This window comes from Phycisphaerae bacterium (assembly GCA_035275405.1).
Classification (GTDB): domain Bacteria; phylum Planctomycetota; class Phycisphaerae; order UBA1845; family UTPLA1; genus DATEMU01.
On sequence record DATEMU010000008.1, the window covers coordinates 1 to 18582 of the forward strand.

The following is an 18582-nucleotide window of genomic DNA, read 5'->3' on the forward strand; positions in this document are numbered from 1 at the left end:
CAATCAGCCGCGAATACACGAGGGTGGTATCCGCCCAGAGCTGGCCGAGCCAGGCGGACGCGTCGAGGTTGACGTCGGACACGGCGATCAGGAGCGTGGGCATTTTCTCGCTACAGCGTTGGACGTTTGCCAGGGCCAGGATCAAATCGACATCATTCGCGGTCAAGCCCCTATGCTCGGGTCTGACCGGGTCGGCCGCCTGGAGCAGGAGCGGATGTGATTCGTCGCCGCGGGCGCGCAGGAGGAAAATCGCCATTTTCCGCTCGCTGGTGCCCAGGATCGCCTCCAGGTTCATGTGCGAATCACGCGGCAGGCCGAGATAACGGGACATGGTGATGTCGTTGCCGTCCCGGTTCACGCCCTCGTTCCAGAACTGACAGAACTCATCGCCGGAGAAGCGTAACCGCGCGTCGTTCGTTCCCAGGTAGATGTGGTTCACGCCGCGGCGAAGCTGCTGAAGGCGAAGATACTGCGCGAGTATGACCGGCGGCGACGCGCGGTCGGATAACGGCATTCCGTCGCACGCGGCCTGGATCGTCGCCCAATAGGAGCGTACGTCCAATCCCGCCACGTACATCGGCGCCAGGAGGATCGGGGTCTTGTTGCGGCCGTAACGCCCCGAGACTTCGCTGGGCAATTCCAGGACGAGATTCCCGTCGCGCTCGCCGAGTTCCTTGAGGGGCCCGGCATTGGCAAAGACGACCCTTCGCGCCGATCGCGGCGTCAGCTCGTGCAGTTTGACGGTTTCTTCTGTGATGCCGCTTCGGGAGAACTCCATGAAGAGCGTGTTTTCGATCGTGGCATCCGCCAGCAGCGTGGCCACTTCCTTGGGCGAATTGGCGAGCAGCCACGTCGTGTGGCGATTCGGTCGCTGATTCGCCAGCGCCGCGACAAAGTAGTTGAACTGCTCGTTCGCCCCGATGCCGCTGTTGACCAGGTATTTCGGCGGCGTTTTTCCGAAATGCTTCCGCACATATTCGTCGATCTTTGGTGCGTCCGTGGTGAGAAATCGATCTGCATAGGCCGCGGGTCTTTCGCGATACAGGACGCCGAGCACATCCTTCTGGGCAGTGGGCAAAAAGGCCTCGAGAATCGTCTTGACGGAGTCTTGTAGTTCGCCAGAGGCCGTGACGGGGTCGTTAAACATGGGATTCCAGGCGCGAATCGAAATGGCGTCCCTTGCCAATCGGAGAATCGGCGTCATACACAGCGGCGGGCCCTGCACCTCCTCTCGACGTGCGGCGCTTTCCCCGCTTTGCAGGCGGGCCAGGAGGGACCCGAAGCCATGCTGTTCCAAGACAGACCGGGCCTCTTCCGGCGAGGTTCGCCATACTTCGGCGAGGTTGTCGACAAGCTTTTGTGGTGAAATCGCCCCACCCAGGGCATCGTCTATCCGCGCCGGATTGGCAGGCTCGACGCCGAACTTTCGAGCGGCGGCTTCGGACGCCCGGGCCAGGCGATCGGCGATTGAATCACTCTCCGGAGTTGCCATCGATCACACCCCAATCGTTCGAAGTACATCTATCTACGACGCCGCAACAGCGAATCGAGTTCGAGAAAACGAAAGTTAATGAGCTGCACGATCACGCCGATGCTCGCCGCCACAAGGCTCATGGCCATGAAGGTCGTCGCCAGCACAATCAGCGACATTCGCAGGGTGGAATCCTGCGGAAGCGTCCCCCAGAAGACGCCCGCAGCACAGCCGCACGCCGCCAGGAAAAACAGGATGGCCAGCAGCCCAAAAAACGTCAACGGTTTGTAGGAGCGGAACAGGCTGAGAATCTTGAAGATAACTCGAAGACCGTCGTGAAACGTATTGAGCTTCGACGCGCTTCCCTCCGGTCGTCCGCGATAATCGACGGGTACTTCACGGATGACCCATTTCCGATAGAGGCACTGGATCGTCATTTCCGTCTCGATGTCGAATCCGTAGGCGATAACCGGGAGATTGAGTGCCGTGGCGCGCGTAAAGGCGCGATAACCGCTCATGATATCCTGGAGCCGGGAGCCGAAGATACGATTGATCATGGTGCGGACGAGCCAGTTTCCCAGGACGTGAAACCGGCGATAGGCGTCGGCCTGATCGACGGCCTCGCGCCGGCCGACGGCCATGTCGGCCTCCCCATTCATGACCGGGCGGAGCAATTCGCGGACGCGCTCCGGCGGGTAGGTATCATCGCCATCCACCATGACGTAGTAGTCCGCCTCGACCTGGTCGAACATGGCCGCGACGACATGGCCCTTGCCTTGCTTCTTTTCATGAAGCACCGTCGCGCCGGCGCTGCGGGCGATCTCCCCCGTTCCATCCGTGCTGTTGTTGTCAAAGACATGGATGGCGGCCTCGGGGATCTCGCGCCGAAAATCGGCCACGACCTTGGCAATAGTCCTTGATTCGTTGTAGCACGGGATCAAGACGGCGATCCGCGCGGCAGTGTGTGGAGGGTCCGGCATCCTTCAGTCCTTACCCGCGGCGTTATACCAGAAACACGCGTTTCGACTACCGGTCGGCGACGGGTGGAGTTTGCCTGGACCGATGAGCGGAGTTATGGTCTCATGTTCCCGCGGGGTACGCCGCGCTGGATGTTCAGACCATGCCGCACGATTGCGTAGATATCGGCCCGTTCACCATCGGACAAGACCGGCCCCTCGCGCTCATCGCGGGCCCGTGCATCATCGAGTCCACCGAACACTGCCTCAGGATGGCAGACGCCGTCGCCGGGATTTGCCGCTCGCTCAAGATGCCCTATGTGTTTAAGTGCAGCTTTGACAAGGCCAATCGCACGAGTGTCAAGGGTTTTCGCGGCCCGGGGATGCAGGCGGGGCTCAAGACGCTGGCGGAGGTGCGCACGAAGGTCGGCGTGCCGATTGTCACGGATATCCACATCGAATCGCAGGCCGCGCCGGCGGCAGAGGTCTGCGACATCCTCCAAATCCCGGCCTTCCTGTGTCGGCAGACGGATCTCATCGCCGCGGCAGGACGGACGGGAAAGCCGGTAAACCTCAAGAAGGGGCAATTCATGGCCCCGGAGCAGATGGCCCAGGCCGTCGAAAAAGTCCGCGAAACCGGTAACCGCCGGGTCCTGTTAACGGAGCGCGGCACGTTTTTCGGTTACGGTCACCTGGTTAACGACTTCACCGCGATTCCCACGATGCGCGAGATCGCCCCCGTTGTCTTCGACGCGACGCATAGCTGCCAGATCCCCGGCGGACTCGGCGATCAATCCGGGGGCCTGAGGCACTTTGTCCCGTTGCTGGCGCGATGCGGCGTCGCGGCCGGCGCCGACGCACTGTTTCTTGAGGTTCACGATCAGCCGGATCGGGCTAAATCGGATGCCGCCACCGTGTATCCGCTCAATCAACTGGAATCACTGCTCACGACATGTTTGCGGATACGCGAGTCGCTGAGTCGTTGACGCTGGCGGGCCGGCCGCTTAGAGTTGTTCACGTCGAACGTGAGAGGACCACGGATTTCTTGGCCAGACGGGGCTTTTTGTAACACTATGATTAGCAATGATTTACTTGAGATATTGGTATGCGCGGCTTGCAAAAAGCCCCTTCAGCCCCAGGACGCGCAACCCGGCGAAAAAGTGGACGGATGGTTGCTTTGTACGGGCTGCGGGCTGAAATACCCGATCCGCGACAATATTCCCATCATGTTGATCGAAGAAGCCGTCGCCACGCGTCCGCAATAAATTTCCCTGTCAGGGCAATACCTTACACCGCCTACACACCATGTTTGCCATCATCTCCGATATTCATTCCAACCTCGAAGCCCTGAAGACGGTCCTGGCGGATATTGATCAGCGCGAGATCAAGACCATTTATTGCCTCGGCGACATCATCGGCTACGGCCCCGATCCGGGGGAGTGCCTGGATCTCGTCGCGAAGCGGGCCACGTGGAGCCTGTGCGGCAACCACGATCACGCTGTCTTTTACGAGCCGGCGAATTTTAATCACGCCGCCGAGAAGGCGGCTTTCTGGACACGCACGAACCTGGAGGAAGAGTCCGATGTCCAGAAGCGCAACGGCCGATGGCGTTTCCTGGGTTCGCTCTCCCCGCGAAACGTGATGGACGGGCTGCTCTTCGTACACGGGTCGCCGCGCAAGCCGATCAACGAGTATCTTTTCCCGGACGACGTCTTCAGCTCGCCGCAGAAGCTCATGGCAAATTTTGAGCGGATGGAGCAGATGACCTGCTTTTGCGGGCATACGCACGTCCCCGGCGTGTTTGTCGATGATCCCTACTTCGAGCCGCCGGACGAACTCGGCGACGATCACACGTTCACCATCGGCGACGAAAAAGTAATTATCAACGTCGGCTCCGTCGGTCAGCCGCGCGACCGGGATCCCCGCGCGGCGTATGTGATCGTCGACGACGATCAGGTACAGTTCATCCGCGTCGAGTACAACATTGATGTGACCGCACGAAAGATCAAGGCCAATCCCAATCTGGATGATTTCCTCGGCGCCCGACTGTACGAGGGCAAATGAGGAGACCTCCGCCCTGTTCAGAGCGGTGATCCACGGCGACGATCAGAGGCCCGAGCCAATTCATGGAACCACAGACCAAACGAACCCTCATCGCCACGCTCGTCTGCCTGCTGATTCTCGTCGGCTGGTTCCAGTTGCAGACGATTCTCTACCCGCCCCCTCAACCGGCTCCTGCGTCGTCCGCGCCGGCGATCGCAGCCGGGCCGGCAAGCCCGACAACGATGACCGCCGATGTTTCCGTCCCGACCGAACCGGCGACAAAGACCTCATCGGGCACGGCCGGTTTCACCACGGATAGCAAAGGCCCGGTCGAAACAGTGACACTGGGCGACGACCGGGAGGACAAAAAATCCACCGGATTTGTCAATCCCTATGAGATGGCGGTCGTCGTGACCACCCGGGGCGCGGGCGTGGAATCCGTTCGGTTGTCGCGCCATCGCAATCATGTTCCCAAAGACAAGAAAAATCCGGATCACGATCCGTACGATCTGCTCCGCGCTGTGGAGGACAACGGTAGAGGGATGCCGCTGGCCTCCTTTGTGACGGAACGGGCGCTTCTGGTCGAAGACAAACAGACCGTGGAGCTGTCCGACGTGAACTGGTCGCTCCAGCGGCGCGACGACGAGACCGGCCAGGCGGTCGAGTTAAGCACCGTCATAAAAAGCGGAGGCGAACCCGTGCTCCGGCTGACGCGCACCTATCGCCTGGCCAAAGGTGCGTATCACCTTGACCTGGGTCTGACGATCGACAACCTCTCCCGCGAACCGCGCAGCGTGATCATCACGCAACGAGGTCCGATCGGCTTGAAGAACGACGACCCGCAGCGCGAGTTTCGTCGAATCGTCAGCGCCGTCATCGAGGAAGGCGGCCGAATCGTCGACGGCGAAACCGCGATGCGCAAAGACGTCCTCAAGGCGGAGAATGCCTCCAAAGAGTTGAAGTTGATTGAAGGCCAGCACACGGCGTGGTCCGCGCTGGGCAGCAAGTATTTTGTGTGCATCGTCGCGCCCTTACCGGCGGCTTCCGCTCAAGCGCCTTATCCAGAGTACCTCGTCAAGACGCAGGGGCGCACGTATTTGGACCTTCCCGACCCCGCCGATGATTTGAGCTTCGAACAGGTCCTCGCCCCGCCAAGGATCGCCCCGAAACAAACGATCACCCTTCCGATGCAGGCGTTTTGCGGCCCGAAGAGCGACAGTCTTTTTGAGCGACTGCCCGAGGCCCGCGAGCGGGCCTACGGCATCGTGCGGCATGCCGACCAATCCGGCTGCACCTTTCACGTGATCCAGGTGGCGATGCTCTGGTTGCTCACCGCGGCCCACAAGGTCGTCGGCAATTACGGTGTGGCCATTATTATTCTTGTCCTCATCGTCCGGCTGATTCTGCACCCGGTCACCAAGCGCGGGCAGATCAACATGATGAAGATGCAGAAGGGCATGGCCCAGCTCAAGCCGAAGATGGAGGCTCTGCAGGAACAATACAAAAACGACAAGCAGAAGCTCAACGAAGAGGTGATGAAACTGTATCGCGAGGAAGGCATCAACCCGGCCAGCCAGATGCTGGGGTGCCTGCCCATGTTTCTCCAGATGCCCATCTGGGTCGCGCTGTGGACGACACTCAATACCAACGTGGAACTGCGCCATCGGCCCTTCTTCTGGTGGATTAATGATCTTTCCTCGCCTGATGCGCTGTATCAGCCGTCGCCGCCGTGGGACATTCACATCCCGCTGATTGGGGCCATGACGGGCACGATTCACGCGTTCAACCTGCTGCCCATCATCATGACCATCACCATGTATGCGCAGCAGAAGTTCATGCAGAAGCTCACCAAGCCGGACAAGCCGCCGCCTCCCAAGCTCGACGCAGAGGGCCGACCGCTGCCCGACCCCATGGTTCAACAGCAGAAGATGATGTCGTTCATGATGTTGTTCTTCGGGCTTCTTTTCTATAACTTCCCCAGCGGCCTGAATCTCTACATCCTTTCCAGCAACCTGCTGGGTATGTTGGAGCAGTATCGAATCAAGAAGCACATCCGCGAGCGGGATGCGCGTGGGGAATTTGAAATTAAGAAAAAGGAGACGGCCGCCCTGGGTGACGGCAAGCCCTCGTTTCTGGAACGGCTAGCCAAGAAGGCCGAAGATGCCCGTCTGGCGCAGTCCGGTCGCAAGCCGGAGAAACCGAAGAAACAGCGGAAGCAGCCGCGGTTCTAAGCGATGCGAATCGAACCTCAGGCCCCCGCCGACCCCCCATCGCCCCCCTCTCCTCCGCCGCGGGCGTTCTGCCACGCGACCGGATTCATCTATCAGTCCGTCGGTTTCTTGATGGCCCTGTCCACGTGTTGCTGGTGGTCGTTCACGGGGCTGACCCAGGACGAGTTGCGGCCCACGGAAGCGGGCCGCCAGGTCGTGGAGGTCGCGAAAGACTCGGCACCCGCTCAGCGTTGGGCCTTGGCGGCCGTGTGCGTCAACTTTATTGGCGGCCTGTGGCTCGTGGCCCTGGGAATGGGCCTGCAGAATGATCGATTCCGAAGCGGCCGACCGGCCAAATGGACAACGGGATTCGCGACGCTGTTCTTCGTGGCCTATCTGGGAATGTCGCTCTTTGCCTGGCAAGCGTCGGTCGCGCGGAGTGTCACCACCGGCGTGCTGGCCGCGATCTGGGGCATTCTTTTCGTCTTGGGTGGAGTGAGCGCGGAGGAATTGCGCCGAAATCCGCCTACACCGCGCCCGAGCAAGTGGACTCCACGCGATGAGGATGATCTGCGAAAAGCGCTTTCGCCTCGCTCACCAGATAAAACGAACCCGTAATGCAGATCAGATCGTCGCGGGTGATCGCCTTTTGCGCGGTTTCCAGGGCCTGCGAAAGGCTGCTCGACACCTGGGCCATGCGGCTGTTCCCGCTGATTTCCGCGAAGCGCATCGCCAGTTCGCGCGCCTCCGCCCCGCGGGAATTCTCCAGATTCGTAAAGATGACCTTGTCGGCGCCCAGCTGAATTTGCCGCAACATGCCGTCGATGTCCTTGTCGGTGCAGCACCCGAAAATGACCACCGTGGTCTCGCAGGGCACGTTCTGGCCGATCGCCCGCATCAACGCTTCGATGCTCGCGGCATTGTGCGCGGCGTCCACAAGGACCCGCGGCTCGTCGCAGATCATCTCCATGCGGCCTTGCAGCTTGACCTTCGAAAGGCCCGCGATCGCCGCCTCGTCGTCGATCGCGAATCCGCGGCTCTTGAGCTGGTCCAGGATACCGATGGCGACGCCGCAATTCATGGCTTGATGTTCGCCGACCAACGGCACCGCCAGGTGGTCGAAATGGCTCGTGGGAGTCGTGACGCAAATGCGCGCCTGCGGGCCGGCCGAACGCGACGATTCGAACCGGTAACTTAATTCAATCTGATCGCCCGACTCTGTGCCGGCGAAGAACACCGGCGACTTGGTCTTCTCCGCCGCCTTGCGCAGGACATTCTTCACATTCTTCGGCTGCGGGGCACAGACGACCGGAACATGGTCTTTGAAGATCCCGGCCTTTTCCTCGGCGATCTCCTCCAATGTCCCGCCCAGTTGGGCCATGTGGTCATAACTGATATTCGTTATGCCGCAAACTTCCGGTCGCAGGACGTTGGTGGCGTCCAACCGGCCGCCCAGCCCCACTTCCACGATGGCGACGTCGATCTTCTTTTCTCGAAAGTACCAAAAGGCGGCGGCCGTTAGTATCTCAAAATAGGTCGGAGCGTCGGTCTTATAGCGCCGGGAGACGTCCGCAACCGCTCCGATGGCGCGCGCAAATCCCGCTTCAGAAATGGATTCGCCGTTGATGACGATCCGCTCGCGGACATCCACAACGTGCGGCGATGTATATAAGCCGATGCGGAGGCCGTTGTTTTGAAGCATGTGGGCCAGCATGGTGGCCGTCGAGCCCTTTCCCTTGGTGCCACCGATGTGCACGCTGCGAAAGGCGCGGTGCGGGTTACCCAAATCGGCGAGCAGCCTCCGAATCCGCGTCAGGGAGTATGCCCCCCGGGCCTTCGCGCGATTCGTCGGGGGCCGGCGCTCGTAATTGACGTGCGAGTCAAGGAATTCGATCGCCGCCCGCATCGTGCGGATCGGCTTTTTTCCAGGGGAGGCCGGCTTCGTTCGTTGCTCGGCTCGGGCCTTTGTGCCTTTCTTCACGAGCTTTCGACTTTGAGCGCGGACCGTGGCAGGCCGGACCTTTGGGTCGGCCGACTTAATGGACCGCTGGCGGGTGGAACGGACAATAGTGGCGGTGTGTCCCATAGGGGGTGCATTCTAACGGCAGAAAGCCCGAATATCAAGGAAGAACGGCCGAAAAGCTGCCTCTATCGCCGCCTCCGCAAAATGTAAACATTGTCCTTGAAATAACTTACGGCCGATTGCGGGCAAATGGAGAAAATATAACATTTACCTAACAAATTTTCGTGCCAAGTATCAAGAACTGCCACCTCTCTCCAACTCGCAGCCCCCTTTCATACGCACCTAAATATCCGCGGGTTCGGAGGTTGCCCGCAAATAAATCCGGCCTGACGACTTGACGGGCCTTCTACCCTTGCGGGATAGTCTAAACAACGGGCCTGGAAGGGAATCCTGTCGTGACCCCCGCTGCAAAGACCAAGATTGTTCGGTGTGTCAATTGCCGGGGGATGATGCGGGTCCCTGGCCGCGCCCTCTCAATTTTTTGTCCCCATTGCCAGACTCGCGTCGAGCTGGAAAGCCTCCGGATTACGGGGTCACACCCGGGTCGGCGGCTGGCGACGTGCGGCGATATCGTCGTCGAAAGGACAGGGTGGCTCAACGCCGAGGTCGTGGCGACCCATGTCACGGTTCTGGGGCGCGTTCGTGGGCCGGTCGTCGCGTCCAAATGCGTGGAGGTCGGACCCCTGGCCCAGGTGATCGGAGACATATCCGCCCCCAAGATCGTTGTGCATGAGGGAGCCGTGATCCAAGGCAATTGTCGGATCACCCGGCCGGTGGAGGGGCAGGCCGACGAGAATACGGATCCGTGCCAAGACGAGCCGTCCCACGAAGAGGACGTCGTTGCTGAACTCGCCGTCGATTTGCGCATTCGCCCACAGCCCCTGCGCCCGCTCGCCCCGTCTGATCCCGCGGCGCCGGCGGAAGAGTGACGCGGATGTAATCAGGAACCCGCGGCCGGCTCTTCTGTTGTCGGGAGGGGGTTTTCAAATCCTTTGCGGGCGCAGATCTCGTCAATCACTTCGTCGAACTTTTCCAGGTGGTACTCGTCGAGGCGCAGCCTTCGTGGCGATCCGTTGTCGTCATACACCAGGTCAACATGCCCCTTCCGTGAGAACTTGGAGATGTCCAGCTCGCGCATGGCCTCCCATGAAATCGGCCCCCTGCCGCAATATTGCAAGCCGGCCTCATTCAAAACCAGTCGAGTACCGCGGACACGGAGAACAAAGACCAGGAGATACGCGGCGAAGATCAACAGCCCGATGCCCAGGCCCTTCTGAAAAAGAATATCCGTCGCGGATTTCTCCGTCGCCCGGCCCACGACTTTTTGATCGTCCGAGCGCGTAGCATCGAGCGGGATGGTGACGCGATAGGCCGGACCGAAGTAGTACATCGTGTCCTTGGTTTCGAAGGATGGAGGGCCGCCAAAAAGCGATTCCAGTTTGGAGCGAATCGTTTCGGGTCTGCCGCGGTATTTCTTGGTGAGCTGATTGGCGGCCAAGGAGGACTCCTCGTTGACCGTCTTATAGACGCGGATGTCCTTGTTCGCTTCACCCCGGTCGGCCGGCAGTTGTTCGAGGTTTTCCCTGTAGTTTTCGCCGGGATAGCCGATCCATCCGTCGTAGGCGAACCAAAAGCCAAAGACCAATACCATCAAGAACAGAAGCGAAGAGCGGACTTTTCGTTCGCCGGTCGGACCGCTTTCGATGGGCATAATGACCTCATGGTCCGCGCAGGGAAAACTCGCCGCGAGGGCGGCCCCGAGGAGAGGGGCCGCAGGCATCCTAGCCGGGTTTTCGGAAGTCAGATAGTTGTTTGGTGAACTTGGGAAGATCTTCCGCCTTGAGAACGAAGACCCGGCCGGGCACGGAAGCCACCGCGGCATACCGGTCGCCCGCCCCCTTGCCCTTCGCGGAGATCAGCAGTGTGACCGGCTCGGCCCCTTCGGTCTCCGCGATAATCGTCGTCTCCGGTTTGTCCAGGCCATATTCGACGAGATTGGCGCCGGCGTACCGAACGTATTGGCCCGCCCGGAGATCGCGCAGCGCATTAAACAGCTCCGTAATTTTGGCGGCGTCCGCGGCAAACGTCGGTTCGCCGACGAGCCGCCAGTCGTCGCCCTCTTTGCGGAACGCGAAACTCGAGGGCCCCTTGATATCAATCTTGCGGGCCTGGGACGGTTCGAGAGTCGCCACGCGCGTGTCAAACAGTTCCGTCACCAGATCGTCGAAGACCTTCGGATCGACTTCGCAGATCGTCTCTCCGCCGGGAACCATCGCATAGACCGCGCCGTTATGCGGGGTCACTTTGACAGTATGGACGACGGGTGGAGGCAACGATTCGTCCGGCGTCGGCTGGCTTGACGGCTGAGTGGTGGCGAGAGGTTTCGGTTCGGCGGGCGGCTGCACGGTTACGGCGGCCTGTACCACCGGTTTATCCAAGCCAAACTTCGCGGCTTCGTCGGCGCGACCCACCACGCGGCGACCCCGCAGATTACTCAGGTTGTTGAGGACGTTATTGACCGCGGTCTCCTCGGTCGACCCCTCCACCGGCCGTTTGAACTTCCAAACCTCGCCCTCCTTGACAAGCAGGCAGTTCCATTCTGCGAAGGTCAACTCCAACTGTTTCGCCTGCATCTTGTCGAAGCGGACCAGGTCGCGATTCATGTATGACGACGGCCGTGCGGTCAGCGATTCGATCGCGTCCGCATTCACGACGGCCACGAATCCCTCGCGTTCGTTGCGAACGTACAGGCCCGTGCCGCTCGTGGTCTTCTCGCCAAAGACCAGGCGAAGCGGTTCCAGACGCCCTTCAAAAGTAATCTCTACGGTCATCCGTGGCTTCGCGAATCCCTGCGTCGGCACTTCGCCGGATTCAAACCCCACGGCCTTCAGTTCGCGCACGACTTTTAAGAGGTCGTCGACCGCAGTGAACTCCGCCGCGTGACCCTGGCCGGGAAGGCCGCCCGTGATCTGCCATTGGCCGCCGCTGTTCGTGAGTTCCACCGTATCGCCGCCAGACTGCACGGAGATTTTCTGGGCCCGCCCCGTTCCCATGTCCGCGACATTGCGGTCGCGCAGATCGTCCAGCGACTGCGCGATCTGCTTGAACGTGGCCTCGGGGATCTGAAAGACCGACGGATTGGCCGGCTCTTCCAGCTTGGCGAAGACCTTGTCGTCCGCCGCGCCGCCGAACGCCACCTTGACCGTCTGCTGCTGGACGTCAAATTCCGGCTCAGCGGGCGCGCTGGTCGGCGGCTCCGGCGGTGGCTTGGGCGTCTTCTTCTCGGTTTGTACGGAAACGACGAGTCGCGGCTTTTCAAGACCGTAAGGCCGCAGGCTTTTGGGGGCGTCGTCCACGTATTTCTGGGCGTTCAGATTGGAGAGTGACGAAAGCAGCGTGCTGATCTTTGACTTGTCCACCCGCCCCTTAATGGGCGACTCGATCGTCCAGTTCCCCGCGGCATTCGAGAGCGAATAGGAATGTTCGCCGCTGACGTCCACGCGAATCGCCTCATTCTGTGCAAACTGCGCCACCTGCTTGCCGCGATAGTCCGACGGGTCCTTTTTCAGCTCGGCGTTCAGGTCAGCGCTGACCAGATAGATCGTCTCGTCACCTTCTTTTTGTACGTAGGTGCTCGATGAAAGGGCCTGCCGCGCGCCGATCTTCAGGACGTACGATCCGGACTTGTCCGTCAACTTGACGATCTTCGGCGGCGTCTTCAGCAGCGTCATCTCGTCCGTCGGCCGATCGGGATCATTCGCCGCGTATGTCTTGACGACGGTCAGGTTCTTAAGCTTGTTGACGTCGGCGGTCACGACATGCTGTTCACCGGGGCCGGCCGTTGGCTCGGCCATCCGCCATTTGTCATTTTCCATCACGAGCTTGACGGGGCGTCCCGACGATGTCTGCACGACCTCGAAGCCCACGACGTCGCCGATCGCCGGGTCGAAAAGCGACTTTTCGGCGACGACGCGTTCGGCGGCTTTTTCGCGGGTGGACGATTGCGCCCACCAGACGCCCACGACGGCCACGACCAGAGCGACGACCAGACCGACTGTTGTTCTAGGATTCATGTCGTTGTCTTATCGAATGCAATTCCAAATCTACCGCCGGCGAACGTACCATTGCAGCAATCCAAAGGCGAAAATCAGCGCCGGCCAGATGCCCCACACGGCGACCCGAATCCACTGCTGTTCAGCCCCCCCGATCTGCCGAACGCGTGGCACCCGCACCGGGCCCCGCGAGATCAACTTCTCCTCCCCGCCCAGCCAATACAGCGCATTGACCACCAGATCCTCGTTCTCCGTCGGTGGCGGATCAAATTTCAGCGTCTCGCCCCCCGACCAGACCGGCTGCTGGAGATAATCGTCGCGGACACTGGATCCGAAGGCCGATACGACGATCTTTCCTTTCGGCTTGTCGTTCTCCTTCCGTTCGGCGGCGACGGCGATCTCAAACGGACCGCGCGGAGGGGGAATCTCCAACGTGATCAAGCCCTCCGACTCAATGTTCTGTAATTTGTTGATGATCTGGATCAAATCGCCGATCTGCGCAGCCCGGTAGTTTTCCCTGTTGGGAATGCGCAGCACCGTTTGGGTCGTTACCCCGGCTTTGTCGGATTTAATGGTCATCGGGCAGGCGTCATTAATCAGGAATCTCGTTCCCTGGAGCGGCGCACCGATTGGATGATCCGTGAAGCCCCCCGCCGGCATGTGCGCGAAGTAGCGCGGGACCACGCCAAACGTATCATCCCGCCGGCGATCGGGTTCCAGCCAGACCAGGCGACGGGAATTGTCCACGTCAATGCCCCAGTCGCTGTCCAACAGCGCGCGATAGCCGTACGGCGGCGATGTGGGTGGACCGCCGAACATCCCACCGGGACTGAATTCCCAGGTGGCCAGGAACAGCGCACGGCCGTCCTCATCCAGAATCTTGCGAATGATCTCCCGCTGCGCGTCGCCGAACATCTGGTCCGGAGGCGTCTGTTGGCCGAACGGATTCGGAGGCTGCGGCGGAGGCGGCGGGAGCAAGACGTAGATGGCCTTCGTGCCCTCCTCTGGTTGGGGCTGCTCTTTGGTCGTGGCCAGGTTCCAATCGACGACCTTGAAATTCGCGCCCTCCAGGCGCTTGCGCAATTCGGTCAACCGCGCTGAGGGCACCCAGCTTTGAGGCGGTTGCGGCATGAACTGGTTGCGCTGCTGAGGCGCCGGCGGCTCGAAAGACGTAATGATGACCGTCGCAAAGGGATGTTCGCGTGTCAGCGCGAGGATCGCGGAGGAAATCGCGCTGTCTCCGTTAAAGGTGCGGCCGAGTTCCTCACCCTTGGCCGACGGACCGCCGACCCCCTCGCGCGGCGGCCAGACCTCGGAGAACCCGACGACGCGGATTTTCTTATTGGCCTCCACCACAACGGTGTTCTCCTGTTTAAGCTGATCCGCGACCGAGCCGAGTTTCAACTCGGGAAGGCCTTCAATCTCCTTGGTCAGGTCGGCGACCGCCGTGATCCGCTCTGCGAAAAGCCTTCCGCCGCGCGCTGCATCTAAAACGGCCTTTGAGCCCGCGTCCATTCGCGCCAGCCCATCGGCCAGTTCGGTTAATAGTTTTTGGCAGGCCTCGGCATTCTGCTCAATCACGCCGCAATTCCGTCGGGCGTCCGTGACCGCACGAGCGAGTTGCTCTTTGTCGCCGCTGTCGATCAGGCCCAGGATCACGAGGCGTGTCTTGGAAAGCGATTGGCCGGCTTGCTGCAAGACGTCGGCGACCGACATTCGCGCGACGAGCGGCCCCATCTGCACGGAGGTAGCCCAACTGGGATGGTCCCTCACCATGGGGAACTTTCGCTCGAATGCATCCACGCGGCGGACGAGGTCCTCGAGGGCCGCCCCGACACTAACACCCTGATCCGCGAACGCCTTGAGTGCCGATGCCGGGTTGCCCGGAGGAGGCGAGCCTTCGTTTCCGACGGTGCTTCGCAAGGAAGTCGCCAGCTTCCGAACCTCCGCCGCGACCTCCCGCAACATCACGGGATATTTGGAATCCGCCTTGACCGTCTCGTCAGCCAGGTCTGAGAGCTGCCTCATGCCTTTGGCGATCGCCGTCAAATGTCCCTTAACCTCATCGAGCGTGGACTTGGCCTTGGTCGTCGCCTCGGCGTACTTGGGGATGCCGCCCGCGGGCGTCAGTTCCTTGATCGCCTCACCCGCCTTCTGCAGGTTCTCCAGATCGGCCCGCATCGTCGCGACAATGCTGGCGAAAATCGGGAAAACGCCGATCCACGTCTCCCCTTCCATCAGCGCCTGCGCCTCCTGCAAGCGCGAGGTGAGGTCCGCCGTGAGTTCGCTGCTCAAGGTTTCGAAATGGGCCAGCGTCGTCTTGTGCTTGTCGGCCTCCGAGCCAAAGGTCGTACTGATTCGCGAGACGAGCTTCTCCCTCTGGCTGTCCGTGTTGACGTAGGTGACCTTGATGTTGGGCGCGTACCGCACCAGCTCGTCGCAATAATCCTGCAAACGGGAGATGTATTGCCGCTGTTTGTCGTCGTCCTCTTTCGGAACATAAAGCACCGATAGCTCGATATCGTCTTTGTAGGATTTGACGACGCTCTTGGTTCGTTCGCTCAGCCCGTACATGCCAAAGCTGGCGACGTCTTCGCGGTAGTGCTTCAGCGACGCGATGTAATTCACCGCGACCGTCAGCGCCGCCGCCGCCGCAATCGCCACGGCCACGTTGGCGCCGATCGTAAATTTCCGGTGCGACGAAGTCATTTCCCCGGCCGTGCCGGCTGCTTCTACCGCCATCGCTTGGACTCCATCACCTTGACCGTCAGGAACAGGAAGAACGCGGTGCCGCTCAGGAAGAAGACGATCGCCTTCGTGTCGAGGATGCCCTTGGTGAAGTCCTCGAACTGGTAAAAGATGTTGATGTAACCGAGCACGGATCGCCACGCCCCGCCGTACCACGTCGCGAAGCTGTCCACCAGCATCGTCAGGAGCGCCAAGATGCCGGCCCCGATCAGGGCCGCCACCAGTTGGTAGCGAGTCAACGCGCTGGCGAAGACGCCGATGGCCACGTACAGCCCGCCCAGTAGGAGCATTCCGAAATAGCCATAGGCCAGCGCTCCCACGTCCGTTCCGCCATAGCGGTACAGGAGCACGACATGCAGAATCGTCGTCGCCAGGAGCGCGAGATAGAAGAGCAGGACGCCGAAGAACTTCCCGAGCACAACCTCCACATCCGAGATCGGCGCGGTCATCAGCGTTTCGATCGTGCCCGAGGCATACTCATCCGCGATAACCCGCATGGTCAACAGCGGAATCGCGAACACGAGGACCCAGGCCATGCTCTGCAGCATCTCGCGGAAGGTCGCTTCCTTGCCCTCGACGAGGGTGAAGGTCATGAAGAGGTATCCCGACGCGATCAGGAAGATGGCGGCGACCACGTACGCGACGGGGGAATAAAACGTCGCCATCAGCTCGCGTTGCGTCAGTGCCTTGATATTACTCATCATGAACGCACCTCGCGCCGCTCCGCGCGGCTCTCCGCCATTTGCTGCGCCACGATCTGCACGAAGAACTCCTCGAGGCTGCCGACTTCCAGCCGCAACTCGCGAAGCGACCAGCCCTTCTGCTTGACGACCTTGAAGATCTCCTCACGCGGATCGTCGCCGCGCTTCGCTTCGATGGTCAGCCGCTGCCAGCCATTGTCTGAGGCGCACGCGACGGTGGACACGCCCGCGACGGCCTCAACGGCCTTCGTTACTTCGCCGTTGGGACCGTGAACCTCGGCAATGAGCCGCGACCCGCCGCGAATCCGCTCCTTCAATTCCGACGGCGAGCCCGAGGCGACGATCTTGCCGCCGGCGATGATGATCGTCCGCTGACAAGTTGCTTCGACTTCCGGCAGGATGTGACTGGACAGCAGGACCGTATGGCGGCGGGCCAGTTCGCGGATCAGATTCCGCGTTTCGCGAATCTGGGTCGGGTCCAGGCCGATCGTCGGCTCGTCGAGGATCAAGACCTTGGGATCGTGCAGCAGCGCATCGGCCAGGCCCACGCGCTGCTTCATGCCCTTGCTGAGTTGATGGATCGGCCGATCGATGAAGTCGCCGAGCCAGCATTGCTCGCCCACCCGCTTGATCGCGGCGGCCCGCGCGTTGCGATCCAGGCCGCGGATCTTCCCGCGAAACTCGAGGTATTCGCGGCAGCGCATGTTCATGTCGAGCGGCGTGCTCTCGGGCAGGTAACCGACAATCCGCCGCACCTGCATCGAATCGCTGAAGACATCGTGCCCCCCTACCGACGCCGCGCCCGACGTCGCCGGCATGTAACAGGTCAGGATGCGCAGCGTCGTCGTCTTTCCGGCCCCGTTCGGCCCCAGGAAGCCGACGATCTCGCCTTCTTCAATGGAAAATGAAATCCCGTCGACCGCCCGCCGATCGCCGTACATCTTGGTCAGGTTCTGAACACGGATCATGAGCGTTCTACGCCTCGTTCGAGCCGTTCATTGAGACTGGTTAGGCCTTGGCGCTGAGCCACGCCTTTTATTGGATCGCCCACTGCCCGTCAATCCCAAGTGATATTCGAATGCAGCGATTTCCCGAACGCCGCATGCGCCGTTTGGGCCGCTATAGCTTGATATTCAAAGACGCGAGGCTCAAGAACGCCCCGTCACTCCAATGGTAACAATTGAGTAACGCCGTTTTTGCCAGCACGGGGCCATGACAAGAGTGGCAGCTCTCGACAGTGACAATTTGGCGGTTTCGGCCAGGGGATCCCGGCGCCGCAAAATCCGTAACTTGCTAACAGGCATATATTTACGGCGACACATCTCCGGATCGATCCCTACTTCGGCACGCATATTGCTTACCCGTTTTCGCGAACCGCCACGGTCGGCGTGGCTATTGTCTCATTGAGATTTCTTTTGAGAGGAGGTCAGCGATCATGATGCCAACACGACACTCGATTCCAGGAATGGACCGCTTCAGCCGGGAGATGAACCACCTGCTGAACAACGTCTTCGACTATGCACCGTTCGCTTCCGTTCGGGCGTTTCCCGCGATCAACGTGTGGGAAGACGGCGACCGCCTGTACGCCGAGGCGGAAGTGCCCGGCCTCTCCATGGAGGACATGGAGATCTACGTCGTCGGCAACGAGCTGACGATCAAGGGCCATCGAAGGGTCCCGGAAGACGGTCGCCGCGCCTTCCACCGACGCGAGCGCGGAACGGGCGAGTTTTCGCGCGTCATCACGCTCCCCGTCGAAGTGAACGCGGACAAGGTCGAGGCGACGCTGAAAGAGGGCGTGCTCACGGTCACAATGCCGAAGGCCGAGACGGCGCGACCGCGCAAGATTTCGATCAAGGCAAGCTGATGAATGACGACATCATGGCTGGGTGGCGCGTTCTGGCAGCAGCCAGGCCGTGCAGGCGCCATTAAACGAGGAGAAAAATATCATGGCTGAAACGGCAACAATGGAAAAACGAGAAAACACCGTAACCCGCGCCGAGCGAACCCGCGACGTTCGCACGTACCTTCCGAATTGCGATATCGTCGAGCACGACGACGAGCTTCTGCTCGTGGCGGATGTACCGGGTGCCCGGCCGCAGGACATCGACGTCAATTACGAACGAGGCTTGCTGACCATCCAGGCCCGCATCGAATCGGATCCGGATCAAGAGCAGCGGAACTATTTACTTCGCGAATACGGCGTCGGCGACTTCTACCGCACCTTCCAGGTCGGCGAAGGCATCGACGCCTCGAAGATCGCGGCCGAGGTCAAGGGCGGCGTCCTGACCCTGCACCTGCCCAAGGCCGAGTCGGTCAAGCCCAAGCGAATTGTCGTCAAGGGAAGTTAATGAACCTGGTCAGTGACGATGGAGGTCAAA

General features: G+C 60.7%; 16 protein-coding genes. 8 read left to right on the top strand and 8 right to left on the bottom strand.

Annotated features, from left to right (window positions below):
* Both VJZ71_11165 and VJZ71_11170 read right to left on the bottom strand, forming a co-directional pair.
* Nucleotides 1-1492, bottom strand: a 1492-nt coding sequence (locus VJZ71_11165) for a hypothetical protein (protein HKQ48620.1), incomplete at its 3' end; no start/stop codon positions are given.
* 29 nt (nt 1493-1521) lie between these two features.
* Nucleotides 1522-2451 (bottom strand): glycosyltransferase, encoded by a 930-nt coding sequence (locus VJZ71_11170; GenBank protein ID HKQ48621.1) that lies wholly within the window; start codon nt 2449-2451, stop codon nt 1522-1524.
* A 140-nt stretch (nt 2452-2591) separates the two neighbouring features.
* On the opposite strand from VJZ71_11170, the gene kdsA reads away from it, so the two are divergent.
* The 5 genes from kdsA (at nt 2592) to VJZ71_11195 (ending at nt 7298) form a co-directional block, all read left to right on the top strand.
* Complete coding sequence (gene kdsA / locus VJZ71_11175) at nt 2592-3413, top strand: 3-deoxy-8-phosphooctulonate synthase (protein ID HKQ48622.1); 822 nt, start codon at nt 2592-2594, stop codon at nt 3411-3413.
* A gap of 87 nt (nt 3414-3500) precedes the next feature.
* Complete coding sequence (locus VJZ71_11180; GenBank protein ID HKQ48623.1) at nt 3501-3692, top strand: Trm112 family protein; 192 nt, start codon at nt 3501-3503, stop codon at nt 3690-3692.
* 40 nt (nt 3693-3732) lie between these two features.
* On the top strand, nt 3733-4491 hold the full coding sequence (locus VJZ71_11185) for a metallophosphoesterase family protein (GenBank protein HKQ48624.1): 759 nt from the start codon (nt 3733-3735) through the stop codon (nt 4489-4491).
* Nucleotides 4492-4553: 62 nt separating this feature from the next.
* A complete protein-coding gene (gene yidC / locus VJZ71_11190) occupies nt 4554-6701 on the top strand; it encodes a membrane protein insertase YidC (GenBank protein HKQ48625.1) in 2148 nt (715 codons plus the stop codon).
* 3 nt (nt 6702-6704) lie between these two features.
* Entirely contained in the window at nt 6705-7298 is a 594-nt protein-coding gene (locus VJZ71_11195; GenBank protein ID HKQ48626.1) for a hypothetical protein, read from the top strand.
* Here the strand turns inward: VJZ71_11195 and VJZ71_11200 are convergent.
* Nucleotides 7207-8766: a folylpolyglutamate synthase/dihydrofolate synthase family protein gene (locus VJZ71_11200; GenBank protein HKQ48627.1), complete on the bottom strand. Its 1560-nt coding sequence runs from the start codon at nt 8764-8766 to the stop codon at nt 7207-7209. The genes VJZ71_11195 and VJZ71_11200 overlap by 92 nt on opposite strands.
* 332 nt (nt 8767-9098) lie before the next feature.
* Here VJZ71_11200 and VJZ71_11205 point away from each other — a divergent pair, with 332 nt between their 5' ends.
* On the top strand, nt 9099-9632 hold the full coding sequence (locus tag VJZ71_11205) for a polymer-forming cytoskeletal protein (protein ID HKQ48628.1): 534 nt from the start codon (nt 9099-9101) through the stop codon (nt 9630-9632).
* An 11-nt stretch (nt 9633-9643) separates the two neighbouring features.
* Here VJZ71_11205 and VJZ71_11210 read toward each other — a convergent pair whose 3' ends face one another.
* The 5 genes from VJZ71_11210 to VJZ71_11230 form a co-directional block, all read right to left on the bottom strand.
* Nucleotides 9644-10414 carry a hypothetical protein gene (locus tag VJZ71_11210; GenBank protein ID HKQ48629.1) on the bottom strand — a complete coding sequence of 257 codons (771 nt, stop codon included), beginning with the start codon at nt 10412-10414 and terminating at the stop codon, nt 9644-9646.
* 70 nt (nt 10415-10484) lie between these two features.
* Complete coding sequence (locus tag VJZ71_11215; GenBank protein ID HKQ48630.1) at nt 10485-12776, bottom strand: DUF4340 domain-containing protein; 2292 nt, start codon at nt 12774-12776, stop codon at nt 10485-10487.
* 30 nt (nt 12777-12806) lie between these two features.
* Nucleotides 12807-15497, bottom strand: a complete 2691-nt coding sequence (locus tag VJZ71_11220; GenBank protein ID HKQ48631.1) for a hypothetical protein — start codon at nt 15495-15497, stop codon at nt 12807-12809.
* A complete protein-coding gene (locus VJZ71_11225) occupies nt 15488-16207 on the bottom strand; it encodes an ABC transporter permease (GenBank protein ID HKQ48632.1) in 720 nt (239 codons plus the stop codon). The genes VJZ71_11220 and VJZ71_11225 overlap by 10 nt, the downstream gene beginning before the upstream one ends.
* On the bottom strand, nt 16204-17172 hold the full coding sequence (locus VJZ71_11230) for an ATP-binding cassette domain-containing protein (protein ID HKQ48633.1): 969 nt from the start codon (nt 17170-17172) through the stop codon (nt 16204-16206). Before VJZ71_11230 ends, VJZ71_11225 begins: the two co-directional genes overlap by 4 nt.
* Before the next feature lie 467 nt (nt 17173-17639).
* On the opposite strand from VJZ71_11230, the gene VJZ71_11235 reads away from it, so the two are divergent.
* Entirely contained in the window at nt 17640-18068 is a 429-nt protein-coding gene (locus tag VJZ71_11235; GenBank protein HKQ48634.1) for an Hsp20/alpha crystallin family protein, read from the top strand.
* Nucleotides 18069-18150: 82 nt separating this feature from the next.
* The gene (locus tag VJZ71_11240; GenBank protein ID HKQ48635.1) at nt 18151-18552 is read left to right on the top strand and encodes an Hsp20/alpha crystallin family protein; all 402 of its coding nucleotides are present in this window, start codon (nt 18151-18153) and stop codon (nt 18550-18552) included.
* The last annotated feature ends 30 nt before the right edge of the window (nt 18553-18582 follow it).